Source organism: Candidatus Symbiopectobacterium endolongispinus (genome assembly GCF_018777385.1).
GTDB lineage: Bacteria > Pseudomonadota > Gammaproteobacteria > Enterobacterales > Enterobacteriaceae > Symbiopectobacterium > Symbiopectobacterium endolongispinus.
The window spans coordinates 320,997-337,757 of record NZ_JAFJYB010000001.1; the positions used below are offsets into that span (position 1 = coordinate 320,997).

At 55.5% G+C, this 16,761-nt stretch carries 11 protein-coding genes and 6 pseudogenes; 2 read left to right on the forward strand and 15 right to left on the reverse strand.

What is annotated here, in order from left to right; genetic code table 11:
- The 8 genes and pseudogenes from JZM30_RS01655 to JZM30_RS01690 all read right to left on the reverse strand — a co-directional run bounded on the left by JZM30_RS01655 (position 1) and on the right by JZM30_RS01690 (position 6,206).
- Positions 1–882 (reverse strand): LysR family transcriptional regulator, encoded by an 882-nt coding sequence (locus JZM30_RS01655; protein WP_252317348.1) that lies wholly within the window; start codon positions 880–882, stop codon positions 1–3.
- Between the two features lie 18 nt (positions 883–900).
- Positions 901–1,786: pseudogene (gene yghX / locus JZM30_RS01660) on the reverse strand (YghX family hydrolase).
- A 138-nt stretch (positions 1,787–1,924) separates the two neighbouring features.
- On the reverse strand, positions 1,925–2,632 hold the full coding sequence (locus JZM30_RS01665) for a GGDEF domain-containing protein (protein WP_252317349.1): 708 nt from the start codon (positions 2,630–2,632) through the stop codon (positions 1,925–1,927).
- 2 nt (positions 2,633–2,634) lie between these two features.
- A complete protein-coding gene (locus JZM30_RS01670) occupies positions 2,635–3,054 on the reverse strand; it encodes a DUF1987 domain-containing protein (protein ID WP_252317350.1) in 420 nt (139 codons plus the stop codon).
- Position 3,055: 1 nt separating this feature from the next.
- Positions 3,056–3,343: pseudogene (locus JZM30_RS24540) on the reverse strand (SiaB family protein kinase); the annotation flags it as partial.
- A gap of 21 nt (positions 3,344–3,364) precedes the next feature.
- A complete protein-coding gene (locus JZM30_RS24545) occupies positions 3,365–3,664 on the reverse strand; it encodes a hypothetical protein (protein WP_252317351.1) in 300 nt (99 codons plus the stop codon).
- 22 nt (positions 3,665–3,686) lie between these two features.
- Positions 3,687–4,904, reverse strand: a pseudogene (locus JZM30_RS01685) (SpoIIE family protein phosphatase).
- 96 nt (positions 4,905–5,000) lie between these two features.
- The gene (locus JZM30_RS01690) at positions 5,001–6,206 is read right to left on the reverse strand and encodes an alpha/beta hydrolase (protein ID WP_438801459.1); all 1,206 of its coding nucleotides are present in this window, start codon (positions 6,204–6,206) and stop codon (positions 5,001–5,003) included.
- 316 nt (positions 6,207–6,522) lie between these two features.
- Here JZM30_RS01690 and JZM30_RS01695 point away from each other — a divergent pair, with 316 nt between their 5' ends.
- Positions 6,523–7,233 (forward strand): GntR family transcriptional regulator, encoded by a 711-nt coding sequence (locus JZM30_RS01695; protein WP_252317352.1) that lies wholly within the window; start codon positions 6,523–6,525, stop codon positions 7,231–7,233.
- Positions 7,234–7,339: 106 nt separating this feature from the next.
- Here the strand turns inward: JZM30_RS01695 and JZM30_RS01700 are convergent.
- A pseudogene (locus JZM30_RS01700) lies at positions 7,340–8,805 on the reverse strand (mannitol dehydrogenase family protein).
- A 402-nt stretch (positions 8,806–9,207) separates the two neighbouring features.
- Between JZM30_RS01700 and uxuA the strand changes: the two are divergent.
- Positions 9,208–10,401, forward strand: a complete 1,194-nt coding sequence (uxuA, locus tag JZM30_RS01705) for a mannonate dehydratase (RefSeq protein WP_252317353.1) — start codon at positions 9,208–9,210, stop codon at positions 10,399–10,401.
- Positions 10,402–10,438: 37 nt separating this feature from the next.
- Here the strand turns inward: uxuA and JZM30_RS01710 are convergent, their stop codons facing one another.
- From JZM30_RS01710 to JZM30_RS23765, 6 genes and pseudogenes are all read right to left on the reverse strand, one after another.
- Positions 10,439–11,374, reverse strand: a complete 936-nt coding sequence (locus JZM30_RS01710; protein ID WP_252317354.1) for a beta-barrel domain-containing protein — start codon at positions 11,372–11,374, stop codon at positions 10,439–10,441.
- Between the two features lie 11 nt (positions 11,375–11,385).
- A pseudogene (locus JZM30_RS01715) lies at positions 11,386–13,526 on the reverse strand (type I secretion system permease/ATPase).
- 63 nt (positions 13,527–13,589) lie between these two features.
- Positions 13,590–14,971 (reverse strand): annotated as a pseudogene (locus tag JZM30_RS01720) (TolC family outer membrane protein).
- A 70-nt stretch (positions 14,972–15,041) separates the two neighbouring features.
- Positions 15,042–15,230: a hypothetical protein gene (locus JZM30_RS01725; RefSeq protein ID WP_252317355.1), complete on the reverse strand. Its 189-nt coding sequence runs from the start codon at positions 15,228–15,230 to the stop codon at positions 15,042–15,044.
- Positions 15,231–15,243: 13 nt separating this feature from the next.
- A complete protein-coding gene (locus tag JZM30_RS01730; protein ID WP_252317356.1) occupies positions 15,244–16,245 on the reverse strand; it encodes a hypothetical protein in 1,002 nt (333 codons plus the stop codon).
- Between the two features lie 39 nt (positions 16,246–16,284).
- Positions 16,285–16,734 (reverse strand): hypothetical protein, encoded by a 450-nt coding sequence (locus JZM30_RS23765; protein WP_252317357.1) that lies wholly within the window; start codon positions 16,732–16,734, stop codon positions 16,285–16,287.
- Positions 16,735–16,761 lie beyond the last annotated feature (27 nt).

The following is a 16,761-nucleotide window of genomic DNA, read 5'->3' on the forward strand; positions in this document are numbered from 1 at the left end:
CTATCTGCCGCTTATCTGTTCGGCAAATTCCTGAAGGTAACCTGGCAGCGCGCTGAACTGGCGCGCGCACAGTAACAAGCGGCGCTGCGCCCACGCGTCAGTGAGCGGAATGGCGCGCACCTGCTGCGTATCCGCGTTGGCCAGGGCTTTTTCGGGCACAATCCCGATGCCGATACCTTGCTGGATTAACCCGAGTAACGCCGGGAAATCATTCAAGCGTACGCGGTAGTTAAGGCGCTTGCCGCGCTGGCGCGCATGGTGGTCGATATGTTCCTGCAACGCGCTGCCCATGTTCAAACCGACAAACTCCTCGTCCAGCAGGGCTTCAAACGCCAGCACCGTCGAGCTCGCCCACGGTGAAGTGGCCGCAGCAGCCACCACCAGCGGGTCCGGACAAAATTCACGCGTTTCCAGGCCCTGCAACGGAACTGAATCGGCAACGATACCCACTTCCGCGCGCTGATTGTTAATCGCATCCACAATGTCGTGGCTGGGCCTTTCGGTAATGCTAAGGGAAATGCGTGGGTGGGTGAGCAGATAGTCACTCAAACGCGACGGGAGGTGCAGGCTTAGCGCAGACGCGTTGCATAGCAGGGCGATATGCCCCCGTAATCCGTTGCCAAACTGCTGTAACTCGCTTTGCATATGATCGCGCTGCTGCAATAGCATATTGGCATGGCGAGCCAGTGCAAAGCCCGCTTCGGTAAGCGTCACGCCGTTACTGACGCGGGTTAGCAGCGCTACGCCAAGCGTCTCTTCCATGCCGCTAATGCGCTCGCTGGCCGCCTGAAGCGTCAGGTGTGAGTGGGCGGCTCCCGCGGTGATACTGCCCGCTTGCTGCACGTGAAGAAACAGACGCAAATCGGTGAAATCAAAGCGCATGGTTTATCCTGTGCATCGTTAGGCCAGATAGCGCCGGAACCAGGCCAGGGTGCGTTCCCACGCCAGATCGGCGGCAGCCTTGTCATAGCGTGGGGTAGAGTCATTGTGAAAGCTGTGGTTAGTGTTGGGATAAATGTGCGCCTGATACACCTTTTTTCCCGCAATCAGCGCGTTTTCGTAGGCGGGCCAGCCCTCGTTAATACGCTCATCGCGTTCGGCGTAGTGGATCAGCAGCGGAGCCTTGATGCGCTCAACGTCTTCCGGTTTAGGCTGGCGACCATAGAAAGGCACCGCGGCGGCCAGTTCCGGGTAGGCAACAGCCGCCGCATTGGCGACGCCGCCGCCGTAGCAGAAACCGGTGATGCCCACTTTACCGGTACTGTCCGGATGCTTGAGCATAAATTCAGATAGCGGCAAAAAAAGTCGTTCATCAGTTTAGTGGGATCGACCTTTTGTTGTAGTTCCCGCCCTTTTTCGTCATTGCCGGGATAACAGCCGACGCTGCTCAGCCCATCAGGGGCCAGCGCGATAAAACCGGCTTTTGCCAGCCGTCGCGCAACGTCTTCGATATAGGGATTGAGGCCGCGATTTTCGTGCACCACCACCGCCGGCACTGGGCCGGTCAGGTTGGCGGGTTTCACCAGATAACCGCGCACGCTGCTGTGCCCATTAGGTGACGGATAGGTGATGTACTCAGGGAGATATCCGGGTCAGTGAACTCGACCTGCTGTGCCAGGGCGTAGTTGGGGCTGAGCAGCGACAGCTGGGTCATGGCGGTCAGGCCACCCACCGCATATTTACCCGCGCGTTCCAGAAACTCTCGCTTGGTGAGTTTCCCATGCGCGTAGTAGTCATACAGTTCGAGCAGTTCAGGTTGGAAATCTTGTGCAGTAAGACGTGACATGACGATACGCTCTCCTTTGGTAACCCATCCAACACGGGCTCTCATCACTGTAGCAAAAGTGACTCAACGCCGCGCTAATGTGTTCTGGCGTTCCTCGCCATTTTTACCTTTTTTTACGTTGGAGAACGCAGCATCGGCTTAGCGAAACATCACTCGGTTACGTTTTTGCTGTTTGGCTTCATACAGCGCGGCATCAGCGGCGTTGTACAGGCTATCAAATCCGGTAGTCGCTGGGGCCCAACTGACGCCAAAGCTGGCTGTCACCGGATAAGCTGGCAGCGCAGCCAGGTTTGAACGGTTCAGCTCGGCATGGATGCGCTGCGCATACAGGACGGCTTGTTGCAGGGCAACGTTATCCAGCAAAATCGTGAACTCTTCTCCGCCCACACGCCCAATGTTGCCGACACCGCCCAGTGCGTGACGCACGCGGGTGATCAGATCGCAGATCACTGCATCGCCTGTCGGGTGGCCAAAGTTGTCGTTCACCCGCTTGAAGTGGTCAATATCCAACACAATCAGCGAGGCTTGGCGTTGCGTGAGCACCGTACCGATGATGTCGATAATGGCACCACGGTTGTAAACGTCCGTGAGAGGGTCGTGTGTCGCTTTGTAGGCCAGTTCATCGGCCAGTTGATGGAGCTGATGGTTTAAGCGCGTCAATTCGCGCTCCACCCGATCGCTGCGTGAGATTAGCCGGTGGGATTCACGCACCAGACGCTGATAGTGCTCGGTCAGTGCCAGCAGGCTATCCCGGTAAACTTCCGCGGGTCTGTCAGGCTGAGCAGCCACGTTGCGCGCGGCGAGCAGGATGTCATATTCCGGGGTGAACAGCTCAAAGGTACTCATGATTACTCCATGATATGGCCGTGAAAATCCAACGCTGGGAAGTCGATATGCAGCTCTTCGCCAAACTCCTGAGCGATATCATCATCACAATCGTGATACCAGTGCAGGGCGATAGCGAGCGAGCCCTGCGCCGCCAGGTGCAGCACATTGAGCAGGCTGAACAGCATCTTGGTGCTGGAACTGTTGAAATAGCTCAGCGAAATATGCGCCTCGATTTCGGTTGCGGGCGCGTCATCTCGGTGCGATAGCTCGGCAAGATAGGCTCCCACCTTCTCGATCAGCGGCCGGTAAAATGCAGCGGCGTTCTCTGGGTAGGATTCGCCGGAAAGGGATAACCGATGTGTGTCAAAACAAAAATCAACGCTGGGTGTGGAGGCTGCCCCGGAGAGATGAACATTATCGATGCGAGTTATATTTATCATTTCAGATGATCGCCTTCAGATAAAACGTGGATAACCCAGTTGATTCATCTGATTGAAAGGTGAATTGCAACGGTTCGCTGGCGTCTCGCGCCACGGTTAACAGCCCGATATCCGCACCTTTGCTCCATGCAGGGGCTTCCTGACGCAGCGACGCTTTGTAGGCCACTTTGATTTCGTCTGCCGTCATGGCCCGCAGCGGTTCCAGCCGCACCCGCAGTTTCTCCATATCCTCTGGATGTACCGGGTTGGCACACCACAGGAAATACTTTCCGTCTTCCCACCCAAGGCAGACGGAGCCCTGTCACGCTTCCTACTGCTGGTCGGGCGTGGTTAACGGTAAGGCGGAGTAACGGGTGATGTTTTGGCCTATTTCGATAAAGCTGGAGAACAATTTGCGTCGCACCGGGGAGGGCACCTCGGTTTTCTCAAGCTGGAGGCGTAGCGTTTCTGCCAGTGAGCTGATTATGCTCTGTGAAAAGTAGCCGATATAGTAGAGCGAGATATCGCGCGCCACGCCGGTGTGGAACAGCGCGCCCTGCGGGGCGGCGTACTCTCCTGGCACATTGCCGGGAAAGGTGGAAGGTGAGGTGCCGTGGTGTTGAATAGCCATGGTCAAGGTCGCCTGGTTGTAATCACTGTCTAAAGCCCCAAAAGGTCAGGTCGTCCCGTCGGGGCGGCTGACCATGGTAGCGTTGATGCTCTTGTTGTAATTGTCGGGCCAGCTCAGGCATCGGTAACGCACGGTAGCGCAGTAATGCTGCCTGAAGCCGACGTTTGCCAAACATGATGCGCCGCTCACCGCCAACCTGATCGGTTAATCCATCCGTGGTGGTGAAAAACAGGTCTCGATCTGTCAGCGTTAACCGATGGTTAGTCCAGGCATAGTCGTAAGGAGTATCGGTATAGCCGACGCCCATGCGATCGGTAGCCAGTGGGCGCACCTCGTCATCATCCTGTGCCAGCATAAATGCCGCCATGCGCGCGCTAGCCCAGGCCAGGCTGCGCGTGGCAGTGTTCATATGTACGGTAATGATGTTACAACCATCATTTGAGCTGCTGTCACCGTTCTGCTGTTGTCCCAGCGTATTTTTGATGTAGCGATTGATGATTTGCAGCAATTGCGCTGGATCGTCAGGGGGGCAGGTAACCAGCGCATGTTCCAGCGCCGAGGCAAAGATCAGGGTCATAAATGCGCCGGGGACGCCGTGACCGGTACAATCGATTACCAATGCCAGCCATCAGCCGTGATTTTAAACGCGTAACAATCGCCGCCCACGCAATCGCGCGGCTGCCATGCCAGACACCAGTCGCTCAGCGTGGCAGACATGGTTTGCGAAGAGGTGGACATCATCGCCTGCTGGATGATGCTGGCGTACTCGATACTTTGCATCACCTGCTGGTGTTGTTGCAGATGCAGGTCCGATACCGCTTTAATCAGGTCGATGCCTAATCCAATGCCCAGATAGGTGCCCTCGCGGGTGATGATAAAACCATCGGTGAGCGATTTATCTCCTGAAATAACCGTTTGATCAGCAACGGTATTCAATGAGGAATTGGCATCGACAATCAGAGGATTTTTGTCCATAAAAGCGATGCAGCTTTTTGTCATACAGCTCGCGATAAAACGGTCGCGACATTTGTGACAAAAAAATATGACGGTTGATAAGCCCAAATGGCCTGCCGTTCTCTACCACTGGCAAGCTAACCAATTCTTTGTATTTATTGAAAAGCTGCAAGACCGTGGCGTTATCCGTTTCGGGGCTGGCCTCGGGCGTCACAATGCATAAGTCGGCGGCCGTGGGAGCGCCTCGGTAGGGTCTGTTCAGCGATAACTCGGGGGTGGCGTCCATTGGCCACTACCAGTCCAGTGTGGGGGAAACCGTACTCCCCTCACACTTTACCCGGCATTAATGACGCTATTGTGACGCCTATTTTTCTTGTGACGATCACGGTGCTGCGGCAACGGTGCCTTCGCTGTTCAATACACTGGCCATGACCTGATTTTGCCAGTCGAAATAGGGGTTAAAGGTTAAACGGATATGCGTTTTTCCTGGCTCTTGGTAGCCCCAGTCGGAATACCAAACGTCCTCTCTTTTCTTGCAGTCATCGGCGGCGGGTGTGGCGGGGCCGTTAGAACATAAACGTAATGATCCCGTTCGCCCATAGAGTGGGTTATCGGGGGAAAACAGGACTGACATGTGGGAAAACTGGCTGATGCGCCATTCCGGCAGACGATCGGCACGCACCAGCACGCGCTCGGATACCGGCTGTGCCGGGGGATTTCCGTACCAAATGACGCAACTGGCTGGGTTAGGGAAAGCCTTGTCAAACTGTGCCAGCATGGCGGCGGTATTTAGCACCGAATCGTGCTGCGCCAGCACCATCAGCACCGGCTTGTCGTAGGGATTTTTTGCCAGCAGGTGGCGTACGTTGGCGCTAGAGTAATAAAATTGTGCAAAACCGTTGGTGGGAACGCGCAGATAGCGCGTAGCAATCTGCTGCGGCTGCCCCGGTCGCGGCGGGCGCAGCCAGTCGGTCACGGAGGCCATCAGCGGAGCCAGAAAATCGAGCGGTTCGTCAGAGCGTATAGCGGGAGAAAACAGTACCAGCCCCTGAATTTCCGGATGCTGTAAGGCGTATTCCAACACCAGATTGCCCCCCGTCGAGAAGCCGCCCAGATAGACCTCGCCCACTTCTTTGTGCAGTAAAGCGGTTTGCTCAGCCACCACGCGCCGCCAGTCTTCCACGGAAAATGGCATCAAATCAGCTGGTTGTGTGCCATGGCCGGGGAGCAGCACAGTGCGCACCAGAAAGCCCCGCTGCGTCAGCGCTGGAATGATATCGGTAAACGAACCTGGGGAATCCCCCAGACCGTACACCAGCAATATGCCTTTGCGTGCAGTGCCTGTCGGTCGGGTTTCCGACGGGGTATTCCAGGTTAATTCCAACGCCTTATCCAATGTTTGAAAACGCCGATGCTCCTCAACCCAGCGCGTGGTTTCCTGCTGATAGCGGGCAAACGTCGGCTGCCCTAATGGTGTGATAGGCGGCGGCGTGCGACTACAGGCGCTCAAAAACGCCATCAGTATCAACATACACAGGCCGCGCCAGTAGCGCGTGTGAGATAAAGGGGCAGAGCGCATCAATGCCATCGATGAATCCATGGTTGTCCGATGAGAATTGTTGTCCGGTGAAATAAGCGCAAAGCAGTTCCGAATGGATAAATAGAGAATGACGGATTTTTCGGCAACGGATTTGCCGTTGCTTTCAACGGTGGTCAACCGCTGTAGTAAGCGGTCAGCTAACTTGGCGAGCTCTGTGCTCCGGTGGATGTGGTTTGTTAAAATGCGCACCTGGTGGCAATTTATGTGACAGCTTCATGTTATACTTGCGTCAGATTTGCGTATTTTTTATTCTTTGGCCATGCCAATTTTGCGCCGTCGTTGTTTGTGAAGGAAAAACAATAAGATGCGATTATATCAAGACATCGGTAACAAGATTCGGACAGATATTCTGGATGGTAAATATCAGGTGGGTGATCGTCTTCCTCCCGAGCGTGATATCGCAGAAAGTTTTTCCGTTAGCCGCAGTGTGGTGCGCGGAGCCTTGATCATGCTGGAGCTAGAGAAACTGATTGAGGTGCGTAAAGGCTCCGGCGTGTATGTGATTCAGATTCCAATCGAAGATAAGAACCGCAATGCAGACAGCGGTTACAGTCCGTTTGAACTGATGCAGGCGCGTCAACTGCTGGAGAGCGAAGTGGCAGCGATGCAGGCGACCAAGACCGATATTCTCAAGATAAAGCAGGCTATCAATCAGGAGCGTCAGGCGCTGGATAACGGCAGCGTAGACGAGCTGTTCCACTGTTTGCTGGCGCAATCAACGCAAAACAGCGTGCTGGCCAATATGGTTTATGAAGTGTGGCAGGCGCGTAAACGCAGCTCCATGTGGCGCGGTTTGCACTCGCATACGGTAGATTTCAGCTACCAACGTCAGTGGCTGGATGATCACCAGCGTATTCTACGCGCGGTGACCCGCCGCGATGCCAAACAGGCGCGCCAGGAGATGTGGCAGCATCTGGAGAATGTAAAGCATAAACTGCTGGAAATTTCGGATGTTGACGATCCGGCGTTCGACGGTTATCTGTTTGAATCGGTGCCTGCGCCGCAGGAAACGTAATAACAAGAGCTCCAGCGTCTCTTGCAAGAGATTCCCATGCTCTTGCAGGTTACACGCGTTTCTTCTGTTCGTTGTCCCGGCCTGTGCCGGGGACAACGAGGGGATGTTACAGCGTTGATACCGCCGCTTTTGCACCTTTCTCACTCAGCAGCAGGTACGCTTTAGTCACGCGGCGTACAAACTCTTCATTCTTCGCCAGATCGTCGCCGAAAATAGCCGTTAATTCTAACAGGGCCTGCACGCGTGCTGCACCGTCTTGTGTCGCATCGACGACAGCGCGCAGTTGTGTTGCCATCGGATCGCGTACGTCGATGGTTTGACCGGCGTCATCCACGCCGCCCACATAACGCATCCAACCGGCGATGCCCAGCGTCAGGCAACTGTAATCGCTGCCGTTTTGCAGGTGCCGGCGCACGGATTCCACCATACGCTGCGGCAGCTTCTGCGTGTCGTCCATGGCGATTTGCCAGGTGCGGTGTTTTAGCGCCGGGTTGGTGAAACGGGTAATCAACTGTGCGGCATAGCCTGGTAAATCTTCGTTAACGTGCAGCGTCGGTGCCTGTTCTTCCAGCATCAAGCGTTGAGTCGCACGACGGTAATGGGCATCCGCCATACAGTCATTAATATGTTCGTAACCGGCCAGATACCCAAGATAAGCCAGGAAGGAGTGGCCACCGTTGAGCATGCGCAGCTTCATCTCTTCGAACGGCAGAACGTCATCCACCAACTGTGCGCCGGCCACTTCCCATTGTGGGCGCCCCACAACAAAGTTGTCTCCCACCACCCATTGAATGAAGGGTTCGCAAGCGATGCCTACAGGATCGGCGATGCCAATGGCCTGCTCCACTTCAGCCAGCGTTTCCGGCGTGGCGGCAGGTACGATGCGGTCCACCATGGTGTTGGGGAAAGTGACATTGGCCGCGATCCATTCCGCCAGCTCTGCGCTGCGCAGCTGTGCCAGCTCCAGCACCGCGCGTTTCACCACGTTGCCGTTTTCCGGCATGTTATCGCAAGAAAGCACGGTAAACGGTTTCAGACCACGTTCACGACACACGCGCAGTGCTTCTACCAGCAGACCCGGTCGGCAATTCCAAATCTTGCTTGATCAGCGGGTTATTGATGTCTACGCTGCCGCTGGTACGATCGATGCAGTAGCCTTTCTCGGTAACCGTCAGGGAAACAATGTTAACTTGTGGCTCTGCCAGTTTTTCCACCACGGCGTAGATACCTTCCAGACGTGCATACAGCGATTCGTGGACCGAACCGATAACGATGGCCTGACTGCCTTCTGCCCCTTTTTCCAGCAAGGTATAGCGGTGGTCCTGCTCACGCAGTTGGCTAATCAGGCTTTCACCGCCAAACAATATCACTTCACAGTATCCCAGTCCCCGCCTTGTTGACTCAGAACGCGGTCGGTAAGCAGTGCCTGATGCGCGCGATGAAACGCCCCAAAGCCGATGTGCACCATGCGCTTGTGAGTGCATTACGATCGTACTGGGGGTGGCGTACGGTCTCTGGTAGCGGTGTGTTGGCAAGGGTGGCGTAATGCGTTGCGGTGGTCGACGTTGTCATAACAATATCCCCGAGTACGGTAGGCCATCATGCGCTAGCGCGTTCACTAGCCCTTGACGGTGGAGATTGTAGGAGAACAAGGTGAAAATTGGCCTGACCAAATAATGTAAAAAGACGCTTTGGTATAAAGTTTCACGGCAAAACTGTACTTATTTCCACGTAAAAAGCCAATTTGTTTGTCCAAAAAGCATTATTTTGGTGATATTGGTCAACCTATTTTGTTTTCTTGTTGGTGCTTTTTACTGGCTGGTGTAGGATGTCATTGGAATGATAAACAAAATTGGTAGGCCTATTTATCGCTTTGGTTGATGAGATTGATGACCTATCGTCCCGTAGCGATTGCCGTGGGCCGGGAACAGCGCAAGCGATGATTTTACAAGTTATTGATTAAGGATAATAAAGATGGAACAAACCTGGCGTTGGTATGGCCCGAACGATCCTGTCTCTCTGGACGATGTCCGTCAGGCTGGAGCGACGGGTGTGGTGACCGCGTTGCACCACATTGCGAATGGCGAAGTCTGGACAGTTGAAGAGATCGAAAAGCGTAAAGCAGAATTGAAAGCCAAAGGTCTGGTGTGGTCGGTGGTCGAGAGTGTACCGATCCATGAAGATATCAAAACGCAAACCGGTCGCTATCAGCACTATATTGCTAACTACCAGCAGTCACTGCGCAATCTGGCGCAGTGCGGCATCGACACCGTGTGCTACAACTTTATGCCGATTCTGGACTGGACGCGTACCGATCTGGAATACCAACTGCCGGACGGTTCCAAAGCGCAGCGCTTTGATCAAATCGCTTTTGCGGCGTTTGAATTGCATATTCTCAAACGTGAGGGTGCAAAGAACGATTACACCGAAGAAGAGCAGGTGCAGGCCGCCGCTTACTTTGAAGCCATGACCGAAGCGGATATCGCGCGTTTGACCGGCAATATCATCGCCGGTCTGCCGGGGGCGGAAGAAGGTTATACTCTGGAGCAGTTCCGTGCGCGTCTGGCGGAATATGACGGCATTGACCATAGCAAGCTGCGTGAACACCTGGGCTACTTCCTTAAGCAAATCGTGCCGGTTGCCGAAGAAGCAGGTATCCGCATGGCGATCCACCCGGACGATCCGCCGCGTCCGATTCTGGGGTTGCCACGCGTGGTGTCCACCATTGAAGATATGCAATGGATGAAGGATACCATGGATAATATCCACAACGGTTTCACCATGTGCACCGGCTCTTACGGTGTGCGTGCGGATAACGATCTGGTCAAGATGATCGAAACCTTTGGCGATCGCATCCACTTCACCCACCTGCGTGCGACCTGTCGCGAGCAGAACCCGAAAACCTTCCACGAAGCGGCGCATCTGGGCGGCGACGTGAATATGGTGGCAGTGGTGAAAGCGATCCTGACGGAAGAATCACGCCGTAAAGCGGCGGGCGATCTGCGTACGATTCCGATGCGCCCTGACCACGGTCACCAGATGCTCGACGATCTTCTGAAGAAGAAAACCAATCCCGGTTATTCGGCTATTGGCCGTCTGAAAGGGCTGGCGGAAGTGCGCGGCGTAGAACTGGCGCTCAAGCAAGTATTCTTCCCTGAACTGCTGTAATACGGCAGCTTCACCGTAGCAATACGCTCAAGAGGCGCTAGCGTTCACGCAGCGCCTCATTCACTTTATTCAGTGGCTTGATTAAGTAATCGAGCACGCTTTTTTGCCCGGTTTTAATCTCCACATTGGCCATCATGCCGGGAACAATGGCAAACCGGTCGCCGTTTTTATTGGTCAACCCATTCTCCAGCGTGCGCACATAAACCCGGTAATAATACTGATCGCGCCGTACTTCATCTTGCAACGTATCTGGTGAAACGCTTTCTACTTCGCCGTTGAGATCGCCATAAATCGATGAGTCATGGGCGGTAATTTTAACAATGACAGGCAATCCAGGGCGGATATACGCGATATCGCGCGGGTTGACGGCATACAGATTGCGTGCTTCATCGATCTTGCCGCGGATTTCACTGATTTGTCGCCGCAGACGGATCACTTCAACTGCACTGGCCGCGCCGCGTGCCACCAGCGGTTCGGTCATTTTCAATTCCTGCTCTACCAGTCGCATGGACTGTTGCAGGTTAAGCGCGGTTTCATCTCGGTTACGCAGGCGGGATTCATACAGCTGACGTTCGCGCGCCGCCAGATTGGGATCTTTCAATGTCTCTTCGCTAAAGCGCAGCGGCTCTCCGCTTAGCTCCGCGCGCAACCGTTCCGCCGAGGCGCGCAGGGTGGTTACGCGCAAAAAGGCCTCACCGTAGACGGACTGGGCGCGATTGATGTCCAGCTGTGCCAGCGTCTGGCCTTTTTCCACGATATTCCCTTGCTGGACATACAGGTTATCAATGACGCCACCATCAAGACTTTCAATCACCTGGGCTCGCGTGGATGGGGTGACTTTGCCACTACCGACGGTGACTTCATCGAGAATGGCGATTTTCGCCCAGGCGAAAAACACCACCAACCCCAGCAGCGTCAGCCAAATCACTCTGGAGGGAGCTTTCCCTTTTGTGCTGAACAGCGTCTTGTTCATGATTTTCTCCCTTAGGCGACCTGCTGCGCATTATCCAGCGGTTTGCTGACTGCCTTGAGTATCTGGTCTTTGGGTCCATCGGCAATAACGCGCCCGTTGTCGATGACAATCAGCCTGTCGACCAGTTTGAGCAGTGCCGGGCGATGTGTCACCAACACCAGCGTGCGCCCTTCCAGCCAGCTTTTCATCTGGCGAATAACGTGTTCTTCCAGTTGTTCATCCATTGAGGCCGTGGGTTCATCCATCAGCACGATCTGCGGATTGCGCAGGATAAGACGGCTTAGCGGCACCATTTGGCGCTGCCCGCCAGACAGGCCGCTCCCGCCTTCCTGGATGATGCGCTCAAGACTGGAGGCATCTTGCTGCACCATGCTGAGTGCTCCGCTGATACGCAATGCTGCCAGTAATTCCTGCTCACTGGCGTGGGGGTTGCCCAGCATCAGGTTTTGCCTGAGACTGCCAAAAAACAGCCGAGAATCCTGTGAAATAAAGCCAACCTGACGTCGCATGTCTGCCGGGTCCATGTGTGCCATGTCTACGCCGTCCAGCGTTACTTTGCCGCGCGTGGCGGTTGCCTGCCCGGCGAGCAGCTTGAGTAGGGTGGATTTTACGGTGCCGACCTTGCCCAGTATTGCCACGCGTTCGGCGGGTTTGATATCCAGCGTGTTAATAAACACCGCGTTATTTCCCTTTTACGGATCGTAGCTGTACAGAGCCTGCGTCACTTGGTAGTGGCCTTGCAGCACCGGGCAGTGGGCGATTTCTCGTGCCTCAGGTCTGTCGAGCGGTTTTTGCAGCAGTTCATCGAGTCCGGTCAGGGCATTTTTGGCGTGCTGCCAGCGTGAGAACACCATGGTCAATTGCATCAGCGGAGCGATGATGTGCGGGATGACAATAGGCTACACGCCACCAGCGTACCGGTGGTGATGTCGCCAGCCAACACCAGATAACTGCCGAACACCAACATGCCAGCATAGGTGAGCTGCTGTACTGTCGAGGCCCATCCGGTCAGACGTGCGCCCCAGAGGCGCTGCTTCATGCCGACGGCGGCGCTCACCTCGTGAGTTTGCTCCCACTGCCGCTGGAAATGGGGTTCTGCCTGAAGTGCCTTGATGTCTTCGACGCCCTCAATCGATTCCACCAGCACCGCGTTGCGCAGCGCGCTCTCGCGCATGCCGTCTTTAGCCAGTTTTGCCATCGGCCATTGCAGCAAGATGCCGGGAATGACAATCAGCGGGATCGCCAACATGGGAATAAACACCAGCGGGCCGCCAATAAAGGACATCAGCGCCAGAAACAGCAGCACAAAAGGCATGTCTGCCGCCGCGCCGACGGCGGTAGAGGTCAGTAATTCACGGACCTGATCGATTTCTCGCAGTTGAGAGATAAAGGAGCCGGTGGATTTGGGACGTGCTTCATTCTTGATAGCCAGCACGCGGTCGAACAGTATGCCGGAAACCCGCAGATCGATCTGCTTGCCCATCAAATCGGAGATCACCGTGCGGGATAAACGAATCGCGTATTCAATAGCGGCAGCCAGCAGCACACCACCAAACAACACCCACAGCGTGGGCATAGACTGTGAGGGGATAACGCGATCGTAGACCTGCATCGAAAACAGAATGCCTGCCAGTGCCAACACATTGCCGATGATAGAGGCCAGCGCCACTTCGCCGATCTGTCGTTTGGCATGGGCAAAGTGCTGCCAGAACCAGTGTTTACGGTAGGGCTTGACGAAATCATCGATGCGGGCATCGCGACCACGTTCGGCAATGCCGGTAAGCACCAGCGTGTCCTGAATCTGCGATTGCAACGTCTCTTTGTCGATTTTGCGCTGTAAATCGCCACCGTCGCTGCGCCAGTACAGCAAATTCTGGTCCTCATCGATGGCTTCGATCACCAGTACGCTGCCGTCATGGGCGGCGGCCAGTACCGGAAGAATACCCTGGCTCCAGCGCAAACGATCCCAGCGGCACAGGCTGGTGTGCAGTCCCATCAGGCGAGCTATCTGTTCCAGCTTGCGCGCTAGCGGCAGTTGTTCATGCCAGCGCATCTGTTGTGCGACGGTGCGCACATCAATAACATGCCCATAATGCGCGGCTGTTCTTGCCAGTGCGGCGCTCCATATTTCTGTGGTGGCAGATGCAGTCATGCAATCTCCTGTGAGTAAACACGTGGTTATCAGCCACTTTTCACACTATTACCGTCGATGCCATTACAGTGATGGCAGCCGATCGCCATTGGCTTTGTCTCGCTCTATACCGAGCATATCCAGCAGATTATCGACGGCAGCCGCGTAGTTGACTGTTGCATCCCAGCCGTCAAACTGTGCCATTGCTCGGGCGTTTTCAGCCTGAAGCACGTCCTGCTCCACGCTGAGTAGATCGTTAAGGCTGCGTTTGCTCAGGCGATATTCGTCGCGATAGACATCGCGAGTATAGTTTGCGCTGGTGAGCTGGCGTTCGCTGGCAGCCTGACGTTGCTGCGCGCCAATCATGTCGGCATAGGACGTGGCTGCGCGCTGGTTAATATCCAGCTTAGCCGCTTCCACCTCATCCTGTGCGGCCTCGCGTGCATTCTGAGCGGCATCAATCTGTGCGCTGACGGCACCGCCCTGATAGATAGGCGCTTCCACCAGTAGGCGCGATTGCGGGTATCATTGCGCGCGCCGCCTGCACAGACAAACTGGGCCAATGTTTGGCTTCTGCCTGCCTGATACGCTGTCGGGCCGCTTCCTGACGTGACTGTGCACTGCGTACCTGCGCGCTTTGTTCGTAGGGCAACGCCTGTAAGGTGACCTCTTGCTGTAGCAGCGTTTGCGGCAAATCCGGTAGGCGCGTAGGTACCACACCGGTTAACACGGTCAATTGCGCCAGCGCGGAACGCTGCTGTGCAAGATATTGCTCCAGTGTCGCAACCGTGCCCGCGATACGCGTCTCCGCTTGCAACACATCCGATTGAGAGTTCAGTCCGGCTTGCGCGCGCATTTGCGCGATGGCTTTCACGGCTTCAAGTGAGGTGATATGTCGCTCAGCCGAGGCAGACAACGTTTGATAGCGCTTGACCTGTAAATAGGCGAGCAGCGTTTGTTGACCGACACCGGTCATGATGCTGTAGAGCTAGCTGGTAGCGGTAAGCATCCGAGAGATGATGCTGTTCGTCGATGCTGCCGCTGGTTTTACCAAAATCGTAGATAAGCTGAGTTAACGAGACACCAGCCGAGGTGGTGCGGCCGCGCGTGCCGGGGGTATCACTCTGGTTTTGTCGACCAACGCCGCCGTTTAGCGCAATCTGCGGCATCCGGGCGCTTTCCGCCAGTTTCAATTCGCTTGCACCGATACGGATTTGCGCTGCCGCTTGGGCGATTTGTGGGTTTCGGGCAAAGGCACGCAGAATGGCCTGTTCCAGACTCAGACTGTCGACCTGCTGTTCACTGGGGGCTGCCTGCCAGGTCACACCCAGTTGTTGAGCCAAGAGTGGCGTGGCTCCTAACGCAGCGGTGAAAAGAAAAAGCAGGCTCAGACAGCGTAAGGCTGTTCCTAAGTGTGGCTGGCAAACGTCATTTCTGGCAAAAAAAGTGTGCTTAATTTTCAACATTATCAACACCATGATCGTCGTGTGCACCACAGGCAACAGTGTGCCTGTGGTGGTTGCTTCCGTTTTGTTATTAGACGATGTTGACGTGCAGTCCTTGCTGCACCAGCACATCTCCCAGCGTGTTGCCGCTCTCTAACGCCGAGTTGTGATACACATCGAACATCATGCCATCCAGCGCCCGTTGCCCGGCCAAGGACCAAGTGCCGCTGGGGTCGGGGATCAAATTGACCTCGTTACCGGTCGCGCCCAGGATGCGCAAATCGTCTTCGGGTTTATCGGTGACAGACAGCGCGCGCCAAATCGAGCGTGATGCTGTTGGTGCCTGAAGCCCCGAGATCGAAGATTTCGATGTTGTCGATGCTGAGTCCAAGAGCGGTAAGATCCAGTGCCAGATGTTCGCCACTTAGCGCCAGCGTATCGGTGCCTGCGCCGCCGTCGATATGAAGCGCGTCAAGTACAGAAACCTGAAGCAAGTCATCGCCGTCACTGCCGGTTAGCGTGTTGCTGTCAGTGGGCACGATAGCAACGCCGCCGATGCTGTAGCTGATATCGCTCGGCGTGTTCACCGTGGCGCTGGCACCGGTACTTTGCACCTCGTTCAGACTGGCGAGCGTCAAGGTACTGTCATCATGCGTCGTGCTCGTTTCGTGACTGGTTGCGGCGGTGTGGCTGGTTTCCAGCGAGACGCCACTCTCCTCAAGGGTCAGGCTTTGGCTCTCAAGGCTTGCTAACGTCAGGGGCAGTGAGATGCCGGTAGTCAGCCCGGCAGAAACGCCGACGCTATTGCCCGCCACATCGGTGACACTCGCGGACACTAGCGTGCCGGTTAACACTGCGAGGATGTTGAGCACGGTTAACCCCTGTGACGTGAGCAGTGAGCTTTCCAATATGGCGGTCCAACTGCCATCGGCTTGCACCGTGCCGGTCAGGTTAATGCCGTTAAGCACGGAGTTGGTTTTGAGCAGTGAAACGGAGACCTGCGCACCCGCCTGCACATTGCGACTTTCACCGTGGATTGCCAGGCCGTTGGTGATAATACTCAGCGCACTTAACAACGTGGTCGGATCGATCCCCAATTGCGGCAGCGCATGGGTTTTGACAATCGCCGCGCCGCTGGCACTTGTGCTGTTGCCATAGCGATCGGTCACGGTGACGCCCACGTTCAGGTTGCCGTCAACAATGTTGATCAGATTGGCGGTCGGCACCGTAACGCTCCAACTGCCATTGGCGGTAACCGGGGTGGTTAGCACCAGTCCGCCGATGTTGACGCGCATGCTGCCGCCCACGGCATTACTGACGGTCCCACTGATGGTTTAGTTGGACTGTGCTTCCGTCAGGTTGAGATAGCCATCACCGAACAGGGAACCCAGCGACAGCGTCGGCAGGTTATGGATACCGATGCCTACGCTAGTACTGATGCTGACATTTTTGCCCGCCGGGTTGGTGAGTGCAACGCCCAGCGCCAGAGTACCGTCGGTAAGCGCAGTGAGATCGGTGGCGGACAAACCAACCGACCAGGTGCCATCGCTTTGTACCACGGTTGTCAGGGTTCTGCTTCCCAGCGTGACGCGCAGCGTTGAACCCACCGCATTGGTTGTGGTGCCGCTCAGGGTTTGGCCCAGTGCCGCTTCCGCCACGTTGAGATAGCCATCACCACCAAACAGTGAATTAAGGCTGATGGTCGGTAAGTTTTTGGTGATGGACGTAATGGTTTGGCTGATTGAACCGGTGTTACCGCTCGCGTTAGTTACCTCTACCTTCACCGAGATGCTGCCATCGACCAGCGCAGC

Bases quoted from the DNA above. Each gene is read 5' to 3' on its own strand.
- JZM30_RS01655 (WP_252317348.1), bottom strand. From the start codon at position 882: ATGCGCTTTGATTTCACCGATTTGCGTCTGTTTCTTCACGTGCAGCAA.
- JZM30_RS01665 (WP_252317349.1), bottom strand. From the start codon at position 2,632: ATGAGTACCTTTGAGCTGTTCACCCCGGAATATGACATCCTGCTCGCC.
- JZM30_RS01670 (WP_252317350.1), bottom strand. From the start codon at position 3,054: ATGATAAATATAACTCGCATCGATAATGTTCATCTCTCCGGGGCAGCC.
- JZM30_RS24545 (WP_252317351.1), bottom strand. From the start codon at position 3,664: ATGGCTATTCAACACCACGGCACCTCACCTTCCACCTTTCCCGGCAAT.
- JZM30_RS01690 (WP_438801459.1), bottom strand. From the start codon at position 6,206: ATGGCATTGATGCGCTCTGCCCCTTTATCTCACACGCGCTACTGGCGC.
- JZM30_RS01695 (WP_252317352.1), top strand. From the start codon at position 6,523: ATGCGATTATATCAAGACATCGGTAACAAGATTCGGACAGATATTCTG.
- uxuA (WP_252317353.1), top strand. From the start codon at position 9,208: ATGGAACAAACCTGGCGTTGGTATGGCCCGAACGATCCTGTCTCTCTG.
- JZM30_RS01710 (WP_252317354.1), bottom strand. From the start codon at position 11,374: ATGAACAAGACGCTGTTCAGCACAAAAGGGAAAGCTCCCTCCAGAGTG.
- JZM30_RS01730 (WP_252317356.1), bottom strand. From the start codon at position 16,245: ATGCGCGTCAACATCGGCGGACTGGTGCTAACCACCCCGGTTACCGCC.